A 25243-nucleotide genomic window follows, 5' to 3' on the forward strand; every position below is an offset into this window, starting at 1 on the left:
GCCGCACGAGGTTAGCATGCCAGCGGGATCACCGCCGGCAGCGCCGCCTTACATGAACTTGTACTTCAGCTGGAAGGTGAAGGCGCGGCCGCGCGGGTCGGCCACGCGCGGATCCCAGCCGGCGCCCACCACTTCATCCACGTTGTGCGCGGTGAACGGCGGATCGCGGTCGAACAGGTTCTGGATGCCCAGGGTCAAGGTGGTATTCTTGAAACCCGTGTAGCTGCCCGACAAGTTATACGTGGTGTAGCTGGAGACGTCCGGCTTGAAGCCTGGCGGCGGCGTGCCCTTGCCGTCATTCGGGACCTGGTCCTTGTAGCCGGAAGCAAAACTCTGGATCAGCAAGCCGCTCCAGTCGCCGCGCGACACGCTGAAGCTGGCATTGTGTTTCCAGCGCAAGTACAAATCACGCGTGTAGAAATTGCCAACCAGCTCCTTGTATTCTTGCCCCTTGTATTCGGCAAATTTGAAGCTGTCCATGTACGTGCCGTCCAGGGTGGCCGTCCACTTCACTTCCTTGACCTTGCCTTCGCCGCGCAAGCTGACGTCCAGGCCGCGCACGCGGCTGCCGCCCGCATTGAACCAGCCCGCTTGCACGTAATCGATGGTGCCATCGGCCTTGCGGAAAATATACTGGTTCAGCGCCTGGTAATTGTCCAGCACGACTTTCGGCGTGCGTTTCAGGAGCTGATCCTGGGTATTGATGGCCCAGTAATCGAACGAGGCAGAGTAACCCTTCACAGGTTCGATGACGATGCCGACGCTGCCCTGCTTCGACGTCTCCGGTTTCAGGTTCAGGTTGCCGCCCGTCGTATAAATGAGGCGGGGAATGGAACAGTATTCGGTCACGCCAGGATGCTTGGCGCAGCCTTCCTGATCCTTCGCGCCATTCGGCAGTTCCTGCGTCAGCACGCCCGAATACAGCTGGTCGAAACTCGGCGCCAGGAAGCCCTTGCTGCTGGCCGAGGCGCGGAACAGCACGAAGTCGGCCGGCTGGTAACGCAAGGCAATCTTCGGATTCGTCGTAGCGCCCACCTGGCTGTAATCGTCGCGGCGCACGGCCAGCTGCATTTCCAGCTCTTTCATGATGGGCACCAGCAACTCGGCATACACGGCCTTGACGTTGCGGCTGACATCCTTCAATGCAGCATTTCCTGGCGCCAACAAAATCAGGTTGGCATCGACATCCTGCTCAAAGCTGTAGCCCTCGCGGCGCAAATCAAAACCGGCCGCCATCGCCACGGCACCAGCCGGCAGCTGGAACAGCTCGCCCGAGACGGAACCGTCGATCTGGGTGAGAGTCGTCTTGCCGTGCTGGAAGGCGCCACGGAACTTGGTCGACTCGATCAACTGTTTGGCCGCGTCCGTCTGGCTCTGGCCCGCGCCTACCCAGGGATTGATGATGCCTGTCCCCAGGGCCGCGTACAGCTTGTCCGTGTAGGAATAGCCGTCCGTCAGCTTGGTCTTGGTGGTGCTCTGCGCGTAGGAAACACCGGTCTTGTAATCCCATTTGCCGAAGTTGCCTTCAAAACCCAGCAGTACGCGGGCGTTATCGGTCGTATTTTCCTGCGTGCGGTTGCCCACGTCATTCGCGCGCCATTTGTAGGCAATCGGCTTGCTCTTGTCGAACGACGGGATGTAGGCCGACAAATCCTGGTAATACGCGCCGCCCACGGGGTAGACGGCCTTGTTGGCGATGCTCGTCTGCACCTGCATCGGCGTCAAAATGGCCGTGGCCTTGGTGCGCGAACCGAGCGCCTCGACAAACATGCGGTGGTCGGGCGCCAGCTTGAACGTGCCGCGCGACAGGAAATTGGCCCGCTCGACGGGGAATTGCAGCACATAGTCGGCGCCGTAGTCATACGCACAGGAATGCGTGGTACTGCGCGGTGACGTCACGTCTTTCCACAGTGCCGTCTGATATTGCGACATGCCGGCGACGCTGTCGCACTTGCCCTGGAAGCTCAGCGGATTGGCTTGCAGGTATTGATTCGGGTCGCCAGGCAGCTGGAACGACGTACCCAGCGCCGTGCCGGCTCCCGCCATCTGGTTGGCAAACGGCGTGCCCGTGGTGTCGGGCGACAGGCCCCGGCCAGGCTGGTAGCCGTTGACGAAGGAGCGGTCACGGCCATTGAGCTGTTGCGCTTTATCAACGGTCAGGCTGGCCATGAGGTTGTAGCCATCCTCTTCCAGCGAGCCCGTGCCGGCCAGGATGGAAGCGCGGCGCGTGGCACCGCCGCCCGCTTGCGTATCGTTGGTGGAAACGGAGGCTTCCACGCCGCTGTAATTGGTTTTCAGAATGAAATTGATCACGCCGCCGATGGCGTCCGTGCCGTAGATGGCCGAGGCGCCATCCTTGAGGATTTCCACGCGCGAAATTGCACCGAGCGGTATCGAGTTCAAGTCGACGGCGCGGCCACTGGCGCCATGCGTGGCCACGCGGCGGCCATTCAGCAGTACCAAGGTCGCGCCTGGCCCCAGCCCGCGCAGCGAGGCGAACGAGGCGCCACCGGCAAGACGGTCGGCGTCGGCGCCAAACACGTTATTGCCCGAAGTCATGTTCTCTGCGCCCGTGCCGTTGGCCGACAGGGTACGCACCAATTGCTCGGCCGTCGTGATGCCCTGCTTTTCCATCTGGTCAAAGGTGATGACTTGCACCGGCAGCGCGCCTTCCTTGGCGACGCGCTTGATGCTGCTGCCCGTCACTTCGACCCGTTGCATCGCTGGCGCCGCCGCTTCCTGTGCCATCACCGGCCCCACCACCCCCATCAATGCCACCAACTGCGCTAGTTTCTTCAATTTCACTGGTCTCTCCTTGTTGGGCAATCGAAACTTGAGTTCTCAAGTCCAGGCTGTTTTGTAAGGTCGCGGCGTCTGTCTCGCGGTACATTTTTTTATGACGCCAGCGCTTTACTTTATTTGTTTTCATTTTCAGAGTAGCGCGATGCAACCAGGCCCAGCCAATGAAAAATGCTTTCCTAACCATAACTTTTTGGAATGAATGCCCTTTTCAGCGACGTGGTCACTTGCCTGCGGGGCGGCCCTTGGCGGGATCGACGTCCAGATAGCGCCAGGACGTGAATTCCACGGGGTGGCGCCTGTAGTTTTTTAGCCACGGTTGCTGCAGGTCGGCAGAGATGGGATGCGTCAGCAACACCCACGGCGTGTAAGCGTGGATCAGCTGAAACAGGTCGAAGTACAGACTGCGTCGGCGCGGCGTATCGGATAGCAGGCGCGCCTCCTCATAGCGTTTATTGTAATCGGGCAAGTTGAAGCGGGCATAGTTGGCACGGCCAACGTTGCCACCATACAACAATTGCATAAAGTTATCGCCATCGGGGAAGTCGGCGATCCAGTTGGTCTCGAACATCTGCACCTTGCCCAGGCGCGAGGCCTTGATGATTTCCGTCTTCTTGTCGCTTTTAAATTCCACGCGCAGGCCGATGGCGTTCAGGTTACGCCGCCACAATTCGTCGCGCAGCCGCCCCACCGTGCTCGGTTCCGTATGCATGGTGAGCAGCAAGGGCGTGCCGTCCGGCTGCGTGCGGAAACCGTCGGGCCCCGCCTTGTAGCCGAAGCGCTCCAGCAGGGCGCGCGCCAGCACGGGATCGTAGCCGACGGGGCTGCGGTAATGCTTGTCGTAGCCGAGCACGTTGGGCGGCAGCGGCGACTGCGCCGGCAAGGCCAGGCCTTTCTTTAATAGCGCGATATCTTCGCGGCTGTTGTAGCTGAGGGCGATGGCACGGCGCAGGGCCAGCTTGTCCTTACTCGTGCCGCCCAGCACGGGATCGTCCATATTCATCCACATGTAATACGTCTGCAGCACGGGAAAGCGCGTCAGCTGCAAGCCCTTGGCGGCCAGCGCCGGTTTCAGCGCGCCGTTTTCCAGCACCATGTCCGTCATCGATTCCGGCACTTGTTCCAGGTAATCGAATTCGCCTTTCAGAAAACCCAGCATGCGCGATTGATATTCCTCAACGATGCGCACCTCGATGCGCTCGACCAGCGGTAATTGCTTGCCTTCCAGCGCCGTGGCGATGGCGCGCGCGTCGGCCGGCAAGGCGGCCAGCGCCTTGGCATCCGTATGGAACACGGTGGCACGGAAAGTCGGGTTGGCCTGCAGCACAATCTTGTCGCTGCGCTTCCACTCCTTCACCAGGAACGGCCCCGTGCCCACGGGGTGGTTGCCGATCTGCCCTGCCGCCGGGTACGCTTCAGCCACTTCGCGCGCCACCACGGCTGTCGCCGGCATGGCCAGGTAAAACAGGAAGTTCGGATCGACACCGTTCAGGCGAATGCGCAAGGTGTATTTGTCCAGCGCCTGCAAGCCGGCGATCGGCGTGTCGTAGCTGAATCTGGCTTTCAGGGCTGCATCGCCCACCAGCTTGTCTTCCAGCAAGAACAGCCACGGCGACTTCAGGCTGGGGTCATACAGCCGCGTCAGGCTGTAGACATAATCCTGCGCCGTCACTTCGCGCGGCTGGCCCTTGAAGGCAGGATCGGGCGTGAAGAAAATGCCGGGCTGCAAGTGAAAGAGATACGTGCGGCCGCCATCTTCCACGGTGGGCAGGCCGCGCGCCGTATTGCCCTGCAGCTGCACCGGGCGCGCCAGATAGTCATAGCGCAGCAGCGGGTCAAAGATGTTTTCCATCAAATTCAGGCTGGCCAGGTCCGAGGCTACGGCCGGGTCCAGGCCCGTCTCGCTGGTGCTCAAAAACAAGTGCAAGGTCTTGTTCGCGCGGGCGGTGCTGGCGGACGCAGCCTCGGCGGCGTGGGCCGGTACATTCAACAGTGTCAACAGGGCCAGGCCGGCGGCGCAGGCGGTTTTACGTAACAACATCATCAGTGGTCCAGTGCAGACAAGGGTAAGGAACGGCGATAAGCGGCAGGCATCCCCCACACTACGCGGGCAAGCTATGGGGCGCCAATGAAAACAGGCTGCCAGCTTATAACTTTTTGGCATGCGATTGCTGCATTCTTTCATCAACTCGTATCGGGCTGCCTCTATACTTTGCTTGCAGCACCTTTTCACCTCCCCGAAATACAGAACTGATCGCATATGGCACTTAATTACATCTGGTCCGGCTTTTTCCTCGTTGGCTTCCTGGCCGCAGTGCTGCAGTGGCTGTTTCTCGGCGATACCGATATCTTCAAGCGCATCATCGACGGCACCTTCGAGACGGCGCGCATGGGCGTGATGGATATCGCCCTGCCCTTGGCGGGCGTGATGACCTTGTGGCTGGGCATCATGAACATCGGCGAAAAGGCCGGCATCGTCGGCTGGCTGGCGAAAGTCATCGCGCCCTTCTTTTCGCGTATCTTCCCGGAAATTCCGAAAGACCATCCGGCCACGGGCCACATGGTGATGAATTTTTCGGCCAATCTGCTGGGCCTGGACAATGCGGCCACGCCGTTCGGTTTAAAGGCCATGGAAAGCCTGCAAACCTTGAACCGAACAAGGAAGAGGCGACGAATGCGCAAATCATGTTCCTGGTGCTGCATACCTCGGGCCTGACCCTGATTCCGCTGGCCATCATGGCGCAGCGCTCGATCCTCGGCGCGGCCGACCCGTCCGACATCTTTATCCCCTGCATGATCGCCACCTACGTCGCCACTATGGTCGGCATCATCACGGTGTCCATCAAGCAACGCATCAACTTGCTCAACCGGGTCGTGCTGGGCTGGATGGGCGGCATGACGAGCGCCATCGTCGCCATGATCTGGTATTTCACGCAATACCTGACGAAACAGGAAATCGAGCTGGTCTCGAAAGTGGTCAGCAACCTGGTGTTGATCAGCGTCATCGCCATCTTCATCATCGGCGCCCTGCGCAAGAAGGTGAACGTGTATGACGCCTTCATCGAGGGGGCGAAAGGCGGCATCCAGACCTCGATCACCGTGATTCCCTACCTGGTCGGCATGCTGGTGGCCATCAGCGTGATCCGCAATGCGGGCGTGTTCAATTTCCTGATGAGCGGCATGAACTGGTTCTTCGCCAACCTGGGCATCAATACGGACTTCGTGCCCGCCCTGCCGACGGCCATGATGAAGCCGCTCAGCGGCTCCGGCTCGAAAGCCATGATGATCGACGCCATGAACACCTATGGCGTCGACTCGTTTGTTGGCCGCCTGGCCTGCGTCTTCCAGGGCTCGGCCGACACCACCTTCTATATCGTGGCCCTGTACTTCGGTTCCGTCGGCATCCGCAAGACGCGCTATGCGATCACGGCCGGCCTGATCGCCGATCTGGCCGGCGTGATCACCGCAGTGTTCGTCGCCTACGTCTTTTTCCACTAAGGAGAGCCATGTTCCGTCCCATCCTCATCGCCGCCTTGCTGGCTGGCATCGGCTTGTCGAATGCCCAGGCGCAATTGCCCGAATCCGTCAGCCTGCTGTTGCGCAGCGCGAATATCCCCGAAGACGCCATGGGCGCCATCGTCTTGCGCGGCAACACCACCACCGTGCTGTCGCATGGGGCGGAGCGCAGCATGCAGCCCGCATCCACCATGAAGCTGGTGACGACGGCCGTGGGCCTGGAGCAGCTGGGCCCCATCTTCCGCGGCCGCACGGAACTGCGCACCAGCGCCGACGTCATCAATGGCGTGCTGAAAGGCGACCTGATCCTGCGCGGCGGCGCCGACACGGATTTCAACGCGGACGTGCTGGCGCACATGCTGCAAACCCTGCGCAACCAGGGCATCGTGAAAATCAAGGGCGACCTGATCCTGGACCGCCAGCTGTTCCAGCCGGCCCGGCCCGACATCGGCGCGCCGCCGTTCGATGAATCGGCCGAGTTCCGCTACAACGTCATCCCCGATGCCTTGTTATTGAACACCAATTTGCTCGATATCAACATGAACTCGACGGACCGGCAATTGAGCATCCTCATGCAGCCGCCGCTCGAGAACGTCAGCATCAGCAGCGACATGAAACTGGTCAAGGGCAGTTGCGCGCGATGGGAAGAAGATGGCTGGCGCCCGCCCGAATACCGGCGCGATGCGAGCGGCAAGCTGCAGGTGATACTGCACGGCACCTTCCCGCAAAATTGCAGCAAGGCTACCAGCATCAATGTGCTCGACCGCAATGATTATGCGGACCGTTTATTCCGCGCCACCTGGAAACGCCTGGGCGGCACGATCACGGGCACCGTGCGCGAAGCGCCGTTTACGGGCTTGCCGCCGACGGCCGAACCGGTCGGCACGCGCATGCTGGCCGACCACGTGGCGCGCGCCTTGCCGGAGGTCTTGCGCGATATCAACAAGACTTCCGACAACACCCTGGCCCGCACCCTGTTCCTGAGCCTGGGCAGCCTGCAAAGCGATGGCTGGCTGGGCAGCCGCCCCGTCGCCATGGCCGCGCCGGAAGACACGGCCACGCGCGCGCGGCAAGTCATCCAGGAATGGTTCCAGCGGCACCATATCGACACCCAGGGCATGCTGGTCGACAACGGTTCCGGCTTGTCGCGCACGGGACGCATTGCGCCAGCGCAAATGGCCGGCGTCTTGCAGGCGATGCAGCAAAGTCCGTGGGCGCCCGAGTTCCAGTCCAGCCTGCCCATCGTGGCGCTGGACGGCACCATGCGCAAGCGCCTGCTGAACAGCCCCGCAGCCACGCGGGCCCGCATCAAGACGGGAACATTAAAGAATGTGGTGGCCATCGCCGGCTATGTGCCCGACGCCAACAACCAGCAATGCGTGGTGGTCGCCATGATCAATAGCGACCTGGTGGGTAACGGCAATGGCCGCGCCGCCGTCGACGCGCTGATCGAGTGGGTGGCCAGGAGCGGCGTCGCGCCGGTGGTCGCCGGTCAATAGACTAGTCCCGTGCCGTGCGTGGTACGCTGGCGAACGCCAGGCGCAGCACGTAGGCGGCGACGGCGCCGATCAGCAAGACGGTCACCAGCGACGCTTCCACGCCGAAGGCGCCGCCCGTCAGCATGGCATTGCCCACCAGTTTCCCCCGCAGCAGGCCGTCCGTGGCCGCATGGCCCGATACCGTCGAGGAAAACACCTGGCTGACGCAATAATTCCAGCCGACATGCGTGCCAATGCAAACCCACAGGCGGCGCGTCTGCATGTACAGGGCGGCTTGCAACACGCCATACGCAGCAATCGCGGCGATGGCCAGCAGCGAAAATCCGGCATTGGGCAAATGGGCCAGGGCGAACACCAGCGATGAAATCACGATGGCGGCCTTGCTGCCCAGCGCACGTGCCGTCACGCCGAACACGATGCCGCGAAACATCATCTCCTCGGCCATGCCGACCAGCACGAGTTCAGCCAGCGGCAGCAGCAACATCAAGCTCAGGGCGTTGACGCCGCTAAACTGATATACCCCCAGCGCTGCCAGCACGACAAAGGTAAGAAAGACCAGTCCGGCGCCGAGCAGCAATCCGCGTCCCAGTTCAAGCGCCATGCCCGGCATTGCCAGTTCGGCCGGCTGGCGCTTTTCGATGCGCCGCACATAGAAACGGTAACCGAACCACACCAGTACCGCCGCCAGCAGCTGCGGCCACAGGACGCGGTAAGGCTTTTCCACCAGTTGGGAGGCAGTCCCCATCACCAGCGGCACCGCGGCAAAGGTCAGCACCATGCCCAGCACAATCTGCACCAGTGGATAGGCCATCAGGCGCGCCAGGGGGGATTTTTTCGTTGCCATGCTCAGGGTGTTGTCCATCATCGCTTTCCTCGTGGGTTGTCAGGGTATGGTTGCTAGTTGTTTCATACAGCGATAGTAGCAGTATTTATATAAGCACTTATATAAATATCGAAAGATGTTGTATTTTAAGCACCCGTGGGGAATGAGTGAAAGCGGGAAAAGGATGGCGAGGAATCAGCGGACGAAAAAAAACCCGACCATTTCTGATCGGGTTTTTCTCTACTGCGTATAACAAGCCTGACGATAACCTACTTTCACACTGGTTGCAGCACTATCATCGGCGCAAAGTTGTTTCACGGTCCTGTTCGGGATGGGAAGGGGTGGGACCAACTTGCTATGGTCATCAGGCATAACTTGTACTGGCACTTGTTCTCTGTTGAGCAACAAGGCCATGAATCTGGAAGAAGCAAAGATTGGGGTAATGAATCGGTGTATCAACACACACGCAACGTTGTACCGTCTTATCCTCTGTACCTGCTAAGGTTATAGGGACAAGCCGTACGGGCAATTAGTACTGGTTAGCTTAATGCATTACTGCACTTCCACACCCAGCCTATCAACGTCCTGGTCTCGAACGACCCTTCAAAGAGCTCAAGGCTCTGGGAAATCTCATCTCAAGGCAAGTTTCCCGCTTAGATGCTTTCAGCGGTTATCTCTTCCGAACTTAGCTACCCGGCAATGCCACTGGCGTGACAACCGGTACACCAGAGGTTCGTCCACTCCGGTCCTCTCGTACTAGGAGCAGCCCCCTTCAAATTTCCAACGCCCACGGCAGATAGGGACCAAACTGTCTCACGACGTTTTAAACCCAGCTCACGTACCACTTTAAATGGCGAACAGCCATACCCTTGGGACCGGCTACAGCCCCAGGATGTGATGAGCCGACATCGAGGTGCCAAACTCCCCCGTCGATATGAACTCTTGGGAGGAATCAGCCTGTTATCCCCAGAGTACCTTTTATCCGTTGAGCGATGGCCCTTCCATACAGAACCACCGGATCACTATGTCCTACTTTCGTACCTGCTCGACTTGTCAGTCTCGCAGTTAAGCACGCTTATGCCATTGCACTATCAACACGATGTCCGACCGTATCTAGCGTACCTTCGAACTCCTCCGTTACACTTTAGGAGGAGACCGCCCCAGTCAAACTGCCTACCATGCACTGTCCCCGATCCGGATAACGGACCAAGGTTAGAACCTCAAACAAACCAGGGTGGTATTTCAAGGTTGGCTCCACGAGAACTAGCGTCCCCGCTTCAAAGCCTCCCACCTATCCTACACAGATTGGTTCAAAGTCCAATGCAAAGCTACAGTAAAGGTTCATGGGGTCTTTCCGTCTAGCCGCGGGTAGATTGCATCATCACAAACATTTCAACTTCGCTGAGTCTCGGGAGGAGACAGTGTGGCCATCGTTACGCCATTCGTGCAGGTCGGAACTTACCCGACAAGGAATTTCGCTACCTTAGGACCGTTATAGTTACGGCCGCCGTTTACTGGGACTTCAATCAAGAGCTTGCACCCCATCATTTAATCTTCCAGCACCGGGCAGGCGTCACACCCTATACGTCCACTTTCGTGTTTGCAGAGTGCTGTGTTTTTATTAAACAGTCGCAGCCACCAGTTTATTGCAACCCTTTCACCCTCATGGAGTAAACCAATCAAGCTACCGGGGCGTACCTTTTCCCGAAGTTACGGTACCAATTTGCCGAGTTCCTTCTCCCGAGTTCTCTCAAGCGCCTTAGAATACTCATCTCGCCCACCTGTGTCGGTTTGCGGTACGGTCTCGTATGACTGAAGCTTAGAGGCTTTTCTTGGAACCACTTCCGATTGCTTCGTGAACAAGTTCACTCGTCCCATCCCCTTGAATTCCGCGCCCGGATTTGCCTAAGCGCCTTCTATGAGACAGAAACTGACTATTCCAACAGTCAGACAACCTTCCGCGATCCGTCCCCCCATCGCATCATACGACGGTGCAGGAATATTAACCTGCTTCCCATCAGCTACGCATCTCTGCCTCGCCTTAGGGGCCGACTCACCCTGCTCCGATGAACGTTGAACAGGAAACCTTGGGCTTACGGCGTGGAGGCTTTTCACCCCCATTATCGCTACTCATGTCAGCATTCGCACTTCTGATACCTCCAGCATCCTTTACAAGACACCTTCGCAGGCTTACAGAACGCTCTCCTACCATATCCAATAAAGGATATCCGCAGCTTCGGTGACTGGCTTAGCCCCGTTACATCTTCCGCGCAGGACGACTCGATCAGTGAGCTATTACGCTTTCTTTAAATGATGGCTGCTTCTAAGCCAACATCCTGACTGTTTTAGCCTTCCCACTTCGTTTTCCACTTAGCCAATCTTTGGGACCTTAGCTGGCGGTCTGGGTTGTTTCCCTCTTGACGCCGGACGTTAGCACCCGACGTCTGTCTCCCAAGCTCGCACTCATCGGTATTCGGAGTTTGCAATGGTTTGGTAAGTCGCAATGACCCCCTAGCCATAACAGTGCTCTACCCCCGATGGTGATACTTGAGGCACTACCTAAATAGTTTTCGGAGAGAACCAGCTATTTCCAAGTTTGTTTAGCCTTTCACCCCTACCCACAGCTCATCCCCTAATTTTTCAACATTAGTGGGTTCGGACCTCCAGGGCGTGTTACCGCACCTTCATCCTGGCCATGAGTAGATCACTTGGTTTCGGGTCTACACCCAGCGACTGATCGCCCTATTCGGACTCGATTTCTCTACGGCTTCCCTATTCGGTTAACCTTGCCACTGAATGTAAGTCGCTGACCCATTATACAAAAGGTACGCAGTCACGGAACAAGTCCGCTCCTACTGTTTGTATGCACACGGTTTCAGGATCTATTTCACTCCCCTTCCGGGGTTCTTTTCGCCTTTCCCTCACGGTACTGGTTCACTATCGGTCGATTACGAGTATTTAGCCTTGGAGGATGGTCCCCCCATATTCAGACAGGATGTCACGTGTCCCGCCCTACTTGTCGTACGCTTAGTACCACCGGTCCGATTTCACATACGGGGCTATCACCCACTATGGCTCCTATTTCCAGAGGATTCTGTTATCGGTCCGACTATCACGTACAGGCTCTTCCCATTTCGCTCGCCGCTACTTTGGGAATCTCGGTTGATTTCTTTTCCTGCAGCTACTTAGATGTTTCAGTTCGCCGCGTTCGCCTTGCATACCTATGTATTCAGTATGCAATACCCTAAAAGGGTGGGTTGCCCCATTCGGAAATCTGCGGATCAAAGTGTGTTTGCTCACTCCCCGCAGCTTATCGCAAGCTACTACGTCCTTCATCGCCTGTAATCGCCAAGGCATCCACCATGTGCACTTATTCGCTTGTCCCTATAACGTTAGCCTCTTCATTTTTTCAAACGAAAAGAGCGCTACAGGGATAAGAAAGTACAACGTTGTTGCTTGTTTGTTGATACATACAATCATTACCCATCGATTTGCGTTTTACGGCAAACCGATCAATAAATAATCTTTACTTCTTCCAGATTGTTAAAGAACGAAACAGCTTTGATCGCTAAAAGATCAAACCTAAACCACAGTCTTGTTGACCGGCTTACGTTTGCACTTTCAAAGTACTTGGTGGAGGATGACGGGATCGAACCGACGACCCCCTGCTTGCAAAGCAGGTGCTCTCCCAGCTGAGCTAATCCCCCTGAGATTTACTAATTAGCTGGTAGGGCTGGTTGGACTCGAACCAACGACCCCCGCGTTATCAACACGGTGCTCTAACCAGCTGAGCTACAGCCCCAACGCGGTGCTACTACGACTACTGTTTCTTCTTAATTAAACAGCCGATAAGTGTGAACATTTGATGCGTGAACCATTTAACTGGTTCGTGCAAACTCTAGAAAGGAGGTGATCCAGCCGCACCTTCCGATACGGCTACCTTGTTACGACTTCACCCCAGTCACGAATCCTACCGTGGTAAGCGCCCTCCTTACGGTTAAGCTACCTACTTCTGGTAAAACCCGCTCCCATGGTGTGACGGGCGGTGTGTACAAGACCCGGGAACGTATTCACCGCGACATGCTGATCCGCGATTACTAGCGATTCCAACTTCATGCAGTCGAGTTGCAGACTACAATCCGGACTACGATACACTTTCTGCGATTAGCTCCCCCTCGCGGGTTGGCGGCGCTCTGTATGTACCATTGTATGACGTGTGAAGCCCTACCCATAAGGGCCATGAGGACTTGACGTCATCCCCACCTTCCTCCGGTTTGTCACCGGCAGTCTCATTAGAGTGCCCTTTCGTAGCAACTAATGACAAGGGTTGCGCTCGTTGCGGGACTTAACCCAACATCTCACGACACGAGCTGACGACAGCCATGCAGCACCTGTGTACTGGTTCTCTTTCGAGCACTCCCCAATCTCTCGGGGATTCCAGCCATGTCAAGGGTAGGTAAGGTTTTTCGCGTTGCATCGAATTAATCCACATCATCCACCGCTTGTGCGGGTCCCCGTCAATTCCTTTGAGTTTTAATCTTGCGACCGTACTCCCCAGGCGGTCTACTTCACGCGTTAGCTGCGTTACCAAGTCAATTAAGACCCGACAACTAGTAGACATCGTTTAGGGCGTGGACTACCAGGGTATCTAATCCTGTTTGCTCCCCACGCTTTCGTGCATGAGCGTCAATCTTGACCCAGGGGGCTGCCTTCGCCATCGGTGTTCCTCCACATATCTACGCATTTCACTGCTACACGTGGAATTCTACCCCCCTCTGCCAGATTCTAGCCTTGCAGTCTCCAATGCAATTCCCAGGTTGAGCCCGGGGATTTCACATCAGACTTACAAAACCGCCTGCGCACGCTTTACGCCCAGTAATTCCGATTAACGCTTGCACCCTACGTATTACCGCGGCTGCTGGCACGTAGTTAGCCGGTGCTTATTCTTCAGGTACCGTCATTAGCAAGAGATATTAGCTCTCACCGTTTCTTCCCTGACAAAAGAGCTTTACAACCCGAAGGCCTTCTTCACTCACGCGGCATTGCTGGATCAGGCTTTCGCCCATTGTCCAAAATTCCCCACTGCTGCCTCCCGTAGGAGTCTGGACCGTGTCTCAGTTCCAGTGTGGCTGGTCGTCCTCTCAGACCAGCTACTGATCGATGCCTTGGTAGGCTTTTACCCTACCAACTAGCTAATCAGATATCGGCCGCTCCACGAGCATGAGGTCTTGCGATCCCCCACTTTCATCCTTAGATCGTATGCGGTATTAGCGTAACTTTCGCTACGTTATCCCCCACTCTAGGGTACGTTCCGATATATTACTCACCCGTTCGCCACTCGCCACCAGAGCAAGCTCCGTGCTGCCGTTCGACTTGCATGTGTAAGGCATGCCGCCAGCGTTCAATCTGAGCCAGGATCAAACTCTTCAGTTTAATCTCTGTTACTTTGCCATTTTATTGGCACCGTCATTGCTGACGGGTCGCTCACTCAAAAAACTGACAGGCCACTACTTTCGTAGCGCCTATTTCATTATTTCTTGTGAACATTTGATATTTTAAGTATGACGCCAATCCGAAGATCGGCGCTGCACTACATCAAATGTCCACACTTATCGACTGTTAATTGTTAAAGAACTGTATTCGGCACTGCTTATTTACGACTCTCGCGCTATCGACAAAGCGTTGTGTTTGTCAGCTGCGAAGAAGGAAGAGTATGAAGCATTTCGCTAAATCCGTCAACCTTCTTTTTTACTACCCTCACCGTTTCCAGTGATCCCGTTGTTTCGCAAACTACAGCGCCTCATTGGGGAGGCGAACTATAGCAAAGCTATACGCAGGCAGCAAGGTTTATTCTAAGAAAGTGTGAAATTTAATGACGCGATGCCATATCACTATCAAATTGACCAGGCAATACCATTCGGAATGCCCTGGTGGCCATTGACGCTTGCCTATTAATGAGCGGATTCACGGGCAGCTGCACCAGGTCGGCGCTGGCCAGACGAGGACAACAGCCTTGTAAGGGATAAAGCACAGCTTGACGACTGCATTTCCAGTAATACCTGGAGAGTAAACCGCCAGACGAAAAAAAACCCGCCAATTGCTTGACGGGTTTTTCTCTTACTGCGAATAACAAGCCTGACGATAACCTACTTTCACACTGGTTGCAGCACTATCATCGGCGCAAAGTTGTTTCACGGTCCTGTTCGGGATGGGAAGGGGTGGGACCAACTTGCTATGGTCATCAGGCATAACTTGTACTGGCGCTTGTTCTCTGTGGAGCAACAAGGCCATGAATCTGGAAGAAGTAGGATTATGTATTTGGTATTAGTGTTACAACACTAAGGGGTAATGATTGCGATCAACATTCACGCAACATGTACTTTCTCATCCTCTGTACCTGCTAAGGTTATAGGGACAAGCCGTACGGGCAATTAGTACTGGTTAGCTTAATGCATTACTGCACTTCCACACCCAGCCTATCAACGTCCTGGTCTCGAACGACCCTTCAAAGAGCTCAAGGCTCTGGGAAATCTCATCTCAAGGCAAGTTTCCCGCTTAGATGCTTTCAGCGGTTATCTCTTCCGAACTTAGCTACCCGGCAATGCCACTGGCGTGACAACCGGTACACCAGAGGTTCGTCCACTCCGGTCCTCTCGTACTAGGAGCAGCCCCCTTCAAATTTCCAACGCCCACGGCAGATAGGGACCAAACTGTCTCACGACGTTTTAAACCCAGCTCACGTACCACTTTAAATGGCGAACAGCCATACCCTTGGGACCGGCTACAGCCCCAGGATGTGATGAGCCGACATCGAGGTGCCAAACTCCCCCGTCGATATGAACTCTTGGGAGGAATCAGCCTGTTATCCCCAGAGTACCTTTTATCCGTTGAGCGATGGCCCTTCCATACAGAACCACCGGATCACTATGTCCTACTTTCGTACCTGCTCGACTTGTCAGTCTCGCAGTTAAGCACGCTTATGCCATTGCACTATCAACACGATGTCCGACCGTATCTAGCGTACCTTCGAACTCCTCCGTTACACTTTAGGAGGAGACCGCCCCAGTCAAACTGCCTACCATGCACTGTCCCCGATCCGGATAACGGACCAAGGTTAGAACCTCAAACAAACCAGGGTGGTATTTCAAGGTTGGCTCCACGAGAACTAGCGTCCCCGCTTCAAAGCCTCCCACCTATCCTACACAGATTGGTTCAAAGTCCAATGCAAAGCTACAGTAAAGGTTCATGGGGTCTTTCCGTCTAGCCGCGGGTAGATTGCATCATCACAAACATTTCAACTTCGCTGAGTCTCGGGAGGAGACAGTGTGGCCATCGTTACGCCATTCGTGCAGGTCGGAACTTACCCGACAAGGAATTTCGCTACCTTAGGACCGTTATAGTTACGGCCGCCGTTTACTGGGACTTCAATCAAGAGCTTGCACCCCATCATTTAATCTTCCAGCACCGGGCAGGCGTCACACCCTATACGTCCACTTTCGTGTTTGCAGAGTGCTGTGTTTTTATTAAACAGTCGCAGCCACCAGTTTATTGCAACCCTTTCACCCTCATGGAGTAAACCAATCAAGCTACGGGGCGTACCTTTTCCCGAAGTTACGGTACCAATTTGCCGAGTTCCTTCTCCCGAGTTCTCTCAAGCGCCTTAGAATACTCATCTCGCCCACCTGTGTCGGTTTGCGGTACGGTCTCGTATGACTGAAGCTTAGAGGCTTTTCTTGGAACCACTTCCGATTGCTTCGTGAACAAGTTCACTCGTCCCATCCCCTTGAATTCCGCGCCCGGATTTGCCTAAGCGCCTTCTATGAGACAGAAACCAACTATTCCAACAGTTGGACAACCTTCCGCGATCCGTCCCCCCATCGCATCATACGACGGTGCAGGAATATTAACCTGCTTCCCATCAGCTACGCATCTCTGCCTCGCCTTAGGGGCCGACTCACCCTGCTCCGATGAACGTTGAACAGGAAACCTTGGGCTTACGGCGTGGAGGCTTTTCACCCCCATTATCGCTACTCATGTCAGCATTCGCACTTCTGATACCTCCAGCATCCTTTACAAGACACCTTCGCAGGCTTACAGAACGCTCTCCTACCATATCTATTGCTAGATATCCGCAGCTTCGGTGACTGGCTTAGCCCCGTTACATCTTCCGCGCAGGACGACTCGATCAGTGAGCTATTACGCTTTCTTTAAATGATGGCTGCTTCTAAGCCAACATCCTGACTGTTTTAGCCTTCCCACTTCGTTTTCCACTTAGCCAATCTTTGGGACCTTAGCTGGCGGTCTGGGTTGTTTCCCTCTTGACGCCGGACGTTAGCACCCGACGTCTGTCTCCCAAGCTCGCACTCATCGGTATTCGGAGTTTGCAATGGTTTGGTAAGTCGCAATGACCCCCTAGCCATAACAGTGCTCTACCCCCGATGGTGATACTTGAGGCACTACCTAAATAGTTTTCGGAGAGAACCAGCTATTTCCAAGTTTGTTTAGCCTTTCACCCCTACCCACAGCTCATCCCCTAATTTTTCAACATTAGTGGGTTCGGACCTCCAGGGCGTGTTACCGCACCTTCATCCTGGCCATGAGTAGATCACTTGGTTTCGGGTCTACACCCAGCGACTGATCGCCCTATTCGGACTCGATTTCTCTACGGCTTCCCTATCTGGTTAACCTTGCCACTGAATGTAAGTCGCTGACCCATTATACAAAAGGTACGCAGTCACGGAACAAGTCCGCTCCTACTGTTTGTATGCACACGGTTTCAGGATCTATTTCACTCCCCTTCCGGGGTTCTTTTCGCCTTTCCCTCACGGTACTGGTTCACTATCGGTCGATTACGAGTATTTAGCCTTGGAGGATGGTCCCCCCATATTCAGACAGGATGTCACGTGTCCCGCCCTACTTGTCGTACGCTTAGTACCACCGGTCCGATTTCACATACGGGGCTATCACCCACTATGGCTCCTATTTCCAGAGGATTCTGTTATCGGTCCGACTATCACGTACAGGCTCTTCCCATTTCGCTCGCCGCTACTTTGGGAATCTCGGTTGATTTCTTTTCCTGCAGCTACTTAGATGTTTCAGTTCGCCGCGTTCGCCTTGCATACCTATGTATTCAGTATGCAATACCCTAAAAGGGTGGGTTGCCCCATTCGGAAATCTGCGGATCAAAGTGTGTTTGCTCACTCCCCGCAGCTTATCGCAAGCTACTACGTCCTTCATCGCCTGTAATCGCCAAGGCATCCACCATGTGCACTTATTCGCTTGTCCCTATAACGTTAGCCTCTGATAGTCGAAACCATCAAAGAGCGCTACAGGGATAAGAAAGTACAACGTTGTTGCTTGTTTGTTGATACATACAATCATTACCCATCGATTTGCGTTTTACGGCAAACCGATCAATAAATAATCTTTACTTCTTCCAGATTGTTAAAGAACGAAACAGCTTTGATCGCTAAAAGATCAAACCTAAACCACAGTCTTGTTGACCGGCTTACGTTTGCACTTTCAAAGTACTTGGTGGAGGATGACGGGATCGAACCGACGACCCCCTGCTTGCAAAGCAGGTGCTCTCCCAGCTGAGCTAATCCCCCTGAGATTTTACTAATTAGCTGGTAGGGCTGGTTGGACTCGAACCAACGACCCCCGCGTTATCAACACGGTGCTCTAACCAGCTGAGCTACAGCCCCAACGCGGTGCTACTACGACTACTGTTTCTTCTCTTACTAACAGCCGATAAGTGTGAACATTTGATGCGTGAACCATTACTGGTTCGTGCAAACTCTAGAAAGGAGGTGATCCAGCCGCACCTTCCGATACGGCTACCTTGTTACGACTTCACCCCAGTCACGAATCCTACCGTGGTAAGCGCCCTCCTTGCGGTTAAGCTACCTACTTCTGGTAAAACCCGCTCCCATGGTGTGACGGGCGGTGTGTACAAGACCCGGGAACGTATTCACCGCGACATGCTGATCCGCGATTACTAGCGATTCCAACTTCATGCAGTCGAGTTGCAGACTACAATCCGGACTACGATACACTTTCTGCGATTAGCTCCCCCTCGCGGGTTGGCGGCGCTCTGTATGTACCATTGTATGACGTGTGAAGCCCTACCCATAAGGGCCATGAGGACTTGACGTCATCCCCACCTTCCTCCGGTTTGTCACCGGCAGTCTCATTAGAGTGCCCTTTCGTAGCAACTAATGACAAGGGTTGCGCTCGTTGCGGGACTTAACCCAACATCTCACGACACGAGCTGACGACAGCCATGCAGCACCTGTGTACTGGTTCTCTTTCGAGCACTCCCCAATCTCTCGGGGATTCCAGCCATGTCAAGGGTAGGTAAGGTTTTTCGCGTTGCATCGAATTAATCCACATCATCCACCGCTTGTGCGGGTCCCCGTCAATTCCTTTGAGTTTTAATCTTGCGACCGTACTCCCCAGGCGGTCTACTTCACGCGTTAGCTGCGTTACCAAGTCAATTAAGACCCGACAACTAGTAGACATCGTTTAGGGCGTGGACTACCAGGGTATCTAATCCTGTTTGCTCCCCACGCTTTCGTGCATGAGCGTCAATCTTGACCCAGGGGGCTGCCTTCGCCATCGGTGTTCCTCCACATATCTACGCATTTCACTGCTACACGTGGAATTCTACCCCCCTCTGCCAGATTCTAGCCTTGCAGTCTCCAATGCAATTCCCAGGTTGAGCCCGGGGATTTCACATCAGACTTACAAAACCGCCTGCGCACGCTTTACGCCCAGTAATTCCGATTAACGCTTGCACCCTACGTATTACCGCGGGCTGCTGGCACGTAGTTAGCCGGTGCTTATTCTTCAGGTACCGTCATTAGCAAAGGATATTAGCCTTCACCGTTTCTTCCCTGACAAAAGAGCTTTACAACCCGAAGGCCTTCTTCACTCACGCGGCATTGCTGGATCAGGCTTTCGCCCATTGTCCAAAATTCCCCACTGCTGCCTCCCGTAGGAGTCTGGACCGTGTCTCAGTTCCAGTGTGGCTGGTCGTCCTCTCAGACCAGCTACTGATCGATGCCTTGGTAGGCTTTTACCCTACCAACTAGCTAATCAGATATCGGCCGCTCCACGAGCATGAGGTCTTGCGATCCCCCACTTTCATCCTTAGATCGTATGCGGTATTAGCGTAACTTTCGCTACGTTATCCCCCACTCTAGGGTACGTTCCGATATATTACTCACCCGTTCGCCACTCGCCACCAGAGCAAGCTCCGTGCTGCCGTTCGACTTGCATGTGTAAGGCATGCCGCCAGCGTTCAATCTGAGCCAGGATCAAACTCTTCAGTTTAATCTCTGTTACTTTGCCATTTTATTGGCACCGTCATTGCTGACGGGTCGCTCACTCAAAAAACTGACAGGCCACTACTTTCGTAGCGCCTATTTCATTATTTCTTGTGAACATTTGATATTTTAAGTATGACGCCAATCCGAAGATCGGCGCTGCACTACATCAAATGCCCACACTTATCGACTGTTAATTGTTAAAGAACTGTATTCGGTACTGCTTATTTGCTACTCTCGCGCTATCGACAAAGCGTTGTGTTTGTCAGCTGCGAAGAAGGAAGAGTATGAAGCATTTCACTACATCCGTCAACTCCTTCTTTTACTACTCATCGCCGTTTCCGGTGATCCTCAACTGCCGCATTTGACTGCGTCTCATTGGGGAGGCGAACTATAGCAAAGCGCCCCAGTGGAAGCAAGGCTTTTCCGGGGTATTTGCGGCCAACTGCTACAATTTCGCCCCCTCCGCGCCAAACGGCGCTTGCCTATATATAGAACCATAGAAGATTCACCATGAAACAACAAGCTCAAGGATCAGGCCTGACCCTGAAACGAGCTGGCTTTACCACTGGCTTCGGCGTGCTCGCCGCCACCCTCGGTTCCGCAGTCGGTCTCGGCAATATCTGGAAGTTCCCCTATCTGACAGGCGCCAATGGCGGCGCCGGCTTCCTGCTCATCTATCTGCTCGCTACCTTGTTAGTGGGATTGCCCGTGATGATCGCGGAAATCACCCTGGGGCGCCGCGCCAAGGTCAATCCCATCTCCACCATGGAACGGCTGGCACCGAAGGGCAAGCCCTGGTGGCTGGTCGGCCTCATCGGCATGGTCGCCGCCTTCCTGATCGTCGCGTTTTATTCGGAAGTGGTGGGCTGGGTGTTTGCCTATATCGCCAAGGCCATCGATGGCTCCATCTTGAGCAGCGACAAGCTGGTGACGGAAGCGGCTTTCGCCTCCCTGATCAGCAATCCTTTGCAATCGCTGTTGTGCAATGGGGCGTGCTGCTGTTTATCGGCGGTATATTGATGCTGGGCGTGACCAAGGGCATCGAGGCGATCGCCAAGAAACTCATGCCGCTGCTGTTCCTGCTGTTGCTGCTGCTGTGCGCGGTCAGCCTGTCGCTCGATAAGGCGGGCGAAGGCCTGGCCTTCCTGTTCCGTCCTGATTTTTCCAAGCTGACGGCTTCCGTCGTGCTGACGGCCATGGGCCTGGCCTTCTTTAAATTGTCCGTCGGCATGGGCACGATGATGACCTACGGCAGCTATTTCCGCGATGACCAGAATATCCCCGTCACCACCTTGCGCGTGATGGCGGCCGACCTCGGTGTATCGATGCTGGCCGGTATCGCCATCTTCCCCGCCGTATTCACATTTGGTTTCGCCCCCAGTGCGGGACCGTCGCTGGTGTTCATCACGATTCCCGCCGTGTTTTCGCAAATCCCGATGGGGCAAGCCCTGATGGTGGTGTTCTTCATCCTCGCCGCCGTTGCCGCCACGGGGGCGATGCTGTCGCTGATGGAAGTGCCCGTGGTGATTTTCCATGAGCGCTTCGGCTGGACGCGCACGAAGGCCACGGTCGTAACCATGCTGCTGCTGGCCGTGCTCGGCTCCGTGTGCGCGCTGAGCAACAGCAGCCTGGCAGACTTCAAGCTATTCAATTTGAATATGTTTGATCTGTTCGACTTCGTCTCGTCGAATATCTTCCTGCCCGTGGGCGGCATCGCGATTGCCTTGTTTACAGGCTGGGCCTGGGGCAAGCACAATTTCATCGAGGCAATCAGCAATCACGGCCAGTTGCAAAATCAAACCCTGGCGCATGTGCTGCTGTTCCTGCTGCGCTTTGTCTCGCCCGTGCTGATCCTGATCGTGATGCTGAAGGGCCTGAAAGTCTTCTAATTAGAGAACCCGGGTGTAGGTCTGGCGCACCAGCACCCGGTCGCCGCAATCGAAGTGCCACCATTCGCTGTTGATGCCGAAGAAGCCCGCCTGGACATGGCGTCGCGCAGCAAGCGGCGATGCTCCACTTGCTCCTCCGTAATTTCCCCCTTCTCCAGCAAAGCCAGCTCCAGCGCCGGATGCGAGCGCTCACTCAGATCGTCAAAGCCCGTGCCCATGTCCAGTTCCCTGCCGTCCGGCCCCACAATGGTGATGTCGAGCGCCATGCCGAACGAGTGGATCGAGCCGCGCGACGGTTCGGCGATGTAACCCAGCAACTCCGTTCCCTGCAGCGCATCCCACAGCTGCTGCTGCACGCGTTGCGGGCGCAGGGCATCGAGCACCAATAAATGGTGATCGGGGCGATGCTCGGCCAGCCAGGCCACGGCCTGCTCCAGCGCGGCGGCCGCGTCACGGTGCAGCCAGGCGCAATCGATGGGGCTGTATAAGTCGCGGCCGACGAAATTGTCGGGCGTGGCATAGCGCAAGTCGACGGCGATGCCGGCGATGCTGCTCAGGTGGCGAAATTGCGGATCGTTGCCGACCGCTTCCAATTGCAAACTTGCAACAGACATCAGACTCCTCTTTCCAGGCAGTTGCGCGCCGCCACGCCGATGCTGTCGGCCAGGCGCCGCGCGCCATGCGACAGCGGCGAGTGGCTCGCCGTCAATAAATACAGTTGGATCGGTATCGTGGGCGCCCAGGGACGGCGCTGCAGCCGCTCGGGCGAGCCGGACGCGGCCGTGAACGGGTCGACCACGGCCATGCCGGCGCCCGCTTCCACCAGGGAACGGGCGATTTGATAGGTCTGCACCACGGTACTGAAGACGGGGTGGATATCCTGCGCCTCGCAGGCGGCGACCACCAGTTCGCCCAGCGGATCGTTGTCCGCATGGCCGATCAGCTCGCCATTCAGGCCATGCGCCGTCAACGGTGTGCCGCAATCGGCCGCATGCCAGGTGCCGGCCGGGGCGATCACCGTCATGACGCCCTGCGCGAGCGGTTCGGCCACGATGCCCGGATGGCGCGGGTCTTGCAGCGATACGGCCAGGTCCGCTTCACCCAGGCGCAGGGTATTGACGATCTCGCCCGTGTGATGGGTGGCCAGCTGGCAACGTGTGTGTGGAAAGTCGCGCCGCCATTCCGTCATGGCAAACGGCAAGACGCTGATGGCGAGCGTCGGCGTGGACACCAGGCGGATGGTTTCCACCGCGTGGCCCTTCAGGCTGGCCGCCAGGCGGCGGATGCCCAATAAATCGCGGTTGAGCTTTTCCGTTTCGACAAACAAACGGTGCGCCTCGGGCTTCGGGTACAGCTTGCCCCGCACGCGCTCGAACAGCGGCATGCCCAGTTGCAACTCGCAATGCTGCAAGACCTTGGTCACGGCCGGCTGCGAGATATGCAGCACCTGGGCCGCGCCGCTGATGGTGCCAACTTGCATGATGGCGTGAAACACTTCGATATGACGCAGCCGCATGAGCTATTCCTTTACCTTGCCGTGGCCGCCTGGGCCGTCAACGTTCAGCATATAAGAAAAAGTCATGGGCTGGAACGCCGTGCTACTTTGCTACAACAGCTGCGGCCGGTGTCGTCAGCACTTCCAGCAAGGCTGCCGTCTCGCCGTCGGGCATGCCGTCAAAGCGCGTATTGCGGTATTTCATCTGGAAGGCGATCAGTACATTGCGCGTCGCTTCGTCGAACAGGCCCGTCTGCGGCGTCGCATAGCCATGCTGGGCCAGCTTTTTCTGAAACCAGACTGCATCCGGCACTTGCTGCTCAAAAATGAGGCGCTGCGCGGCGACACGGTTGGCATCGGGCCAGACGATCAGGCCCGCATCGGCCAGCTGACGCCATGGAAACAGCGGACCCGGATCCTGCTTGCGCTGCGGGGCGATTTCGTTATGGCCGAGGATGTTTTCCGGCGCGATGTTGTAGCGGGCCTGGATATCTTTCAGCAGCGGAATCAGCTCATCGATCTGTGCCTGGGGAAACGGATACCAGAGGCGGCCTTCCGGCGTGTCCTTGTAGCCGGGATTGACGATCTCGATGCCGATCGAGCTGACATTCAACTGTGTATAAGTCTTCCAGTTACTCACACCCGCGTGATTGGCCTGGCGCGATTCGTCGACCAAAACGTAAAACTTCGGCTTGTCCGTGTCCGTCAGCAAATAATGGCTGCTGACCACTTGTTCCGTCAGGATCTTGATCGAGCGGGGCAGGTCGCTGACCGTGTAATGAATGACGATGAATTTTACGCGCGGGCTCTGGCTGCGCGCCGTCAAGCTATGGTCGAGGTGCGGCGCGGGCGTGGTACAGGCGGAAAGCAGGGCCACCAGCAGGGCGAGGGCGATTTTTTTCATGAAAGATCCGTGTTCGGGTTAATAAAATAGTCAGTTCTTGCCAGTACGCTGGCCCGCTGCCCGGGCTGCCACCTTGGCCGCGGCCTCATGCGAACGGGCAACTTTTTGCTCCATCTGCAACGATACAGGCAAAGCGGCACGCATGGCAGCCGCGATGGCCGGGTGCAATTGCGCCGCGCGCCCGGCCAGCACCAGGGACGGGGGCCATAGCGCGCCGTCAGGGCCAACGCCAGGCGCGTCAGTTCCTGTCCTGCGCGCTGCAAGATGTCCAGCGCCAGCGGATCGGCATCCGCACTGGCGGCCACGGCCAGCGCCAGGCGGCCGATGGCGCCCCGGTCCTGGCCATACATGAAATTGCGCGACAGCGACCAGTCACTGCCGCCGATATGCGCAAACACGGCCCCGGCCATGGGCGAGCTTTGCCAGCTGCCGGGCGCCTCGTCTTCGCGGCGCCAGATGTGGCGCAAGGCTTCGCGCGCGATCCAGTAGCCGCCGCCGCCATCGTCGAGCAGCACGCCGCGCCCGCCCGCGCGGTGAAACACACCATCCGCATCGATCCAGGCGGCAATCGAGCCCGTGCCTGCGTAGACCAGATAACCTTCGCCTGGTTCAAAACTGTCGCGATAAGCGATGTCGATATCGTTGCCGATGCTGACGTCGCCAGCATCCAGCGCCAGCAAAGCGGACAACATTTGCGCCAGCGCAAGGTCGTCGCCGCCAAAACCCGTCAAGCCCGCCACCACGGCGCGCGGCCGGCCGACGGCCAGCACGGCCTGGCATAGCCCGGCAAACGTGGCGTGCACGGCCGCGCGGCCCGCGGCGCTGCCCATTTGCAAAGCAGACAAGCCTTCCACGGCGCCGTCGGCCACGATGACGCCATCGGCGGTGGCCAGGGCCCAGCGCGTCTGCGTGCCGCCCGCGTCGATGCCCAGCCCAAGCACGGCAGTGTCAGTATTGGTTGCAGGGAAGGAAATCATGGCATGAGTGT

10 protein-coding genes, 4 tRNA genes, 6 rRNA genes and 1 pseudogene are annotated in these 25243 nt (G+C 56.4%); 4 read left to right on the top strand and 17 right to left on the bottom strand.

Features of this window, described 5'->3' with window-relative positions; translation table 11 throughout:
* Positions 1 to 48 precede the first annotated feature (48 nt).
* Together ACQVLG_RS07070 and ACQVLG_RS07075 are read right to left on the bottom strand one after the other, a co-directional pair.
* On the bottom strand, positions 49 to 2805 hold the full coding sequence (locus ACQVLG_RS07070; protein ID WP_474293622.1) for a TonB-dependent receptor: 2757 nt from the start codon (positions 2803 to 2805) through the stop codon (positions 49 to 51).
* Between the two features lie 217 nt (positions 2806 to 3022).
* Positions 3023 to 4840, bottom strand: a complete 1818-nt coding sequence (locus tag ACQVLG_RS07075; RefSeq protein WP_474295569.1) for an ABC transporter substrate-binding protein — start codon at positions 4838 to 4840, stop codon at positions 3023 to 3025.
* Between the two features lie 219 nt (positions 4841 to 5059).
* On the opposite strand from ACQVLG_RS07075, the gene ACQVLG_RS07080 reads away from it, so the two are divergent.
* From ACQVLG_RS07080 to dacB, 3 genes are read left to right on the top strand one after another with little or no spacing between them, the layout of a single operon-like run.
* Positions 5060 to 5515, top strand: a complete 456-nt coding sequence (locus tag ACQVLG_RS07080; protein ID WP_474293624.1) for a nucleoside recognition domain-containing protein — start codon at positions 5060 to 5062, stop codon at positions 5513 to 5515.
* Complete coding sequence (locus ACQVLG_RS07085; RefSeq protein ID WP_474293626.1) at positions 5485 to 6297, top strand: spore maturation protein; 813 nt, start codon at positions 5485 to 5487, stop codon at positions 6295 to 6297. Before ACQVLG_RS07080 ends, ACQVLG_RS07085 begins: the two co-directional genes overlap by 31 nt.
* Before the next feature lie 8 nt (positions 6298 to 6305).
* On the top strand, positions 6306 to 7814 hold the full coding sequence (gene dacB, locus ACQVLG_RS07090; RefSeq protein WP_474293628.1) for a D-alanyl-D-alanine carboxypeptidase/D-alanyl-D-alanine endopeptidase: 1509 nt from the start codon (positions 6306 to 6308) through the stop codon (positions 7812 to 7814).
* A gap of 1 nt (position 7815) precedes the next feature.
* Here dacB and ACQVLG_RS07095 read toward each other — a convergent pair whose 3' ends face one another.
* From ACQVLG_RS07095 to ACQVLG_RS07145, 11 genes are all read right to left on the bottom strand, one after another.
* Entirely contained in the window at positions 7816 to 8679 is an 864-nt protein-coding gene (locus tag ACQVLG_RS07095) for a lysostaphin resistance A-like protein (RefSeq protein WP_474293630.1), read from the bottom strand.
* 214 nt (positions 8680 to 8893) lie between these two features.
* Positions 8894 to 9006 (bottom strand): 5S ribosomal RNA (rrf, locus tag ACQVLG_RS07100).
* A gap of 139 nt (positions 9007 to 9145) precedes the next feature.
* A 23S ribosomal RNA gene (locus ACQVLG_RS07105) occupies positions 9146 to 12021 on the bottom strand.
* A gap of 247 nt (positions 12022 to 12268) precedes the next feature.
* Positions 12269 to 12344: transfer RNA gene (locus tag ACQVLG_RS07110), tRNA-Ala, on the bottom strand.
* Between the two features lie 18 nt (positions 12345 to 12362).
* Positions 12363 to 12439, bottom strand: a tRNA-Ile gene (locus tag ACQVLG_RS07115).
* Between the two features lie 100 nt (positions 12440 to 12539).
* Positions 12540 to 14070, bottom strand: a 16S ribosomal RNA gene (locus ACQVLG_RS07120).
* A gap of 700 nt (positions 14071 to 14770) precedes the next feature.
* Positions 14771 to 14883: ribosomal RNA gene (rrf, locus tag ACQVLG_RS07125) — 5S ribosomal RNA — on the bottom strand.
* A gap of 164 nt (positions 14884 to 15047) precedes the next feature.
* A 23S ribosomal RNA gene (locus tag ACQVLG_RS07130) occupies positions 15048 to 17922 on the bottom strand.
* 247 nt (positions 17923 to 18169) lie between these two features.
* Positions 18170 to 18245 (bottom strand) — tRNA-Ala (locus tag ACQVLG_RS07135).
* A 19-nt stretch (positions 18246 to 18264) separates the two neighbouring features.
* A tRNA-Ile gene (locus ACQVLG_RS07140) sits at positions 18265 to 18341 on the bottom strand.
* 98 nt (positions 18342 to 18439) lie between these two features.
* Positions 18440 to 19971 (bottom strand): 16S ribosomal RNA (locus tag ACQVLG_RS07145).
* Together the 16S, 23S and 5S rRNA genes with 4 tRNA genes alongside form the textbook arrangement of a ribosomal RNA operon.
* Before the next feature lie 506 nt (positions 19972 to 20477).
* Between ACQVLG_RS07145 and ACQVLG_RS07150 the strand changes: the two are divergent.
* Positions 20478 to 21856, top strand: a pseudogene (locus ACQVLG_RS07150) (sodium-dependent transporter).
* Here ACQVLG_RS07150 and ACQVLG_RS07155 read toward each other — a convergent pair.
* The 4 genes from ACQVLG_RS07155 to ACQVLG_RS07170 all read right to left on the bottom strand — a co-directional run bounded on the left by ACQVLG_RS07155 (position 21853) and on the right by ACQVLG_RS07170 (position 25196).
* The gene (locus ACQVLG_RS07155) at positions 21853 to 22470 is read right to left on the bottom strand and encodes a M15 family metallopeptidase (protein WP_474293632.1); all 618 of its coding nucleotides are present in this window, start codon (positions 22468 to 22470) and stop codon (positions 21853 to 21855) included. The pseudogene ACQVLG_RS07150 and the gene ACQVLG_RS07155 sit on opposite strands and share 4 nt — an antisense overlap.
* Positions 22470 to 23372 (bottom strand): LysR family transcriptional regulator, encoded by a 903-nt coding sequence (locus ACQVLG_RS07160; RefSeq protein ID WP_474293634.1) that lies wholly within the window; start codon positions 23370 to 23372, stop codon positions 22470 to 22472. The genes ACQVLG_RS07155 and ACQVLG_RS07160 overlap by 1 nt, the downstream gene beginning before the upstream one ends.
* 82 nt (positions 23373 to 23454) lie before the next feature.
* Positions 23455 to 24255, bottom strand: coding sequence for an N-acetylmuramoyl-L-alanine amidase (locus tag ACQVLG_RS07165; protein WP_474293636.1), 801 nt, complete (start codon positions 24253 to 24255; stop codon positions 23455 to 23457).
* A complete protein-coding gene (locus ACQVLG_RS07170) occupies positions 24252 to 25196 on the bottom strand; it encodes a BadF/BadG/BcrA/BcrD ATPase family protein (protein ID WP_474293638.1) in 945 nt (314 codons plus the stop codon). Before ACQVLG_RS07170 ends, ACQVLG_RS07165 begins: the two co-directional genes overlap by 4 nt.
* Between the last annotated feature and the right edge of the window lie 47 nt (positions 25197 to 25243).

The sequence above is a fragment of the Janthinobacterium sp. TPC_1 genome (assembly GCF_056037845.1).

What these genes read in the sequence shown, in the direction of transcription:
- ACQVLG_RS07075 (WP_474295569.1), bottom strand. Translation starts at nt 4,840, where the DNA reads ATGTTGTTACGTAAAACCGCCTGCGCCGCCGGCCTGGCCCTGTTGACA.
- ACQVLG_RS07080 (WP_474293624.1), top strand. Translation starts at nt 5,060, where the DNA reads ATGGCACTTAATTACATCTGGTCCGGCTTTTTCCTCGTTGGCTTCCTG.
- ACQVLG_RS07085 (WP_474293626.1), top strand. Translation starts at nt 5,485, where the DNA reads ATGTTCCTGGTGCTGCATACCTCGGGCCTGACCCTGATTCCGCTGGCC.
- dacB (WP_474293628.1), top strand. Translation starts at nt 6,306, where the DNA reads ATGTTCCGTCCCATCCTCATCGCCGCCTTGCTGGCTGGCATCGGCTTG.
- ACQVLG_RS07095 (WP_474293630.1), bottom strand. Translation starts at nt 8,679, where the DNA reads ATGATGGACAACACCCTGAGCATGGCAACGAAAAAATCCCCCCTGGCG.
- ACQVLG_RS07155 (WP_474293632.1), bottom strand. Translation starts at nt 22,470, where the DNA reads ATGTCTGTTGCAAGTTTGCAATTGGAAGCGGTCGGCAACGATCCGCAA.
- ACQVLG_RS07160 (WP_474293634.1), bottom strand. Translation starts at nt 23,372, where the DNA reads ATGCGGCTGCGTCATATCGAAGTGTTTCACGCCATCATGCAAGTTGGC.
- ACQVLG_RS07165 (WP_474293636.1), bottom strand. Translation starts at nt 24,255, where the DNA reads ATGAAAAAAATCGCCCTCGCCCTGCTGGTGGCCCTGCTTTCCGCCTGT.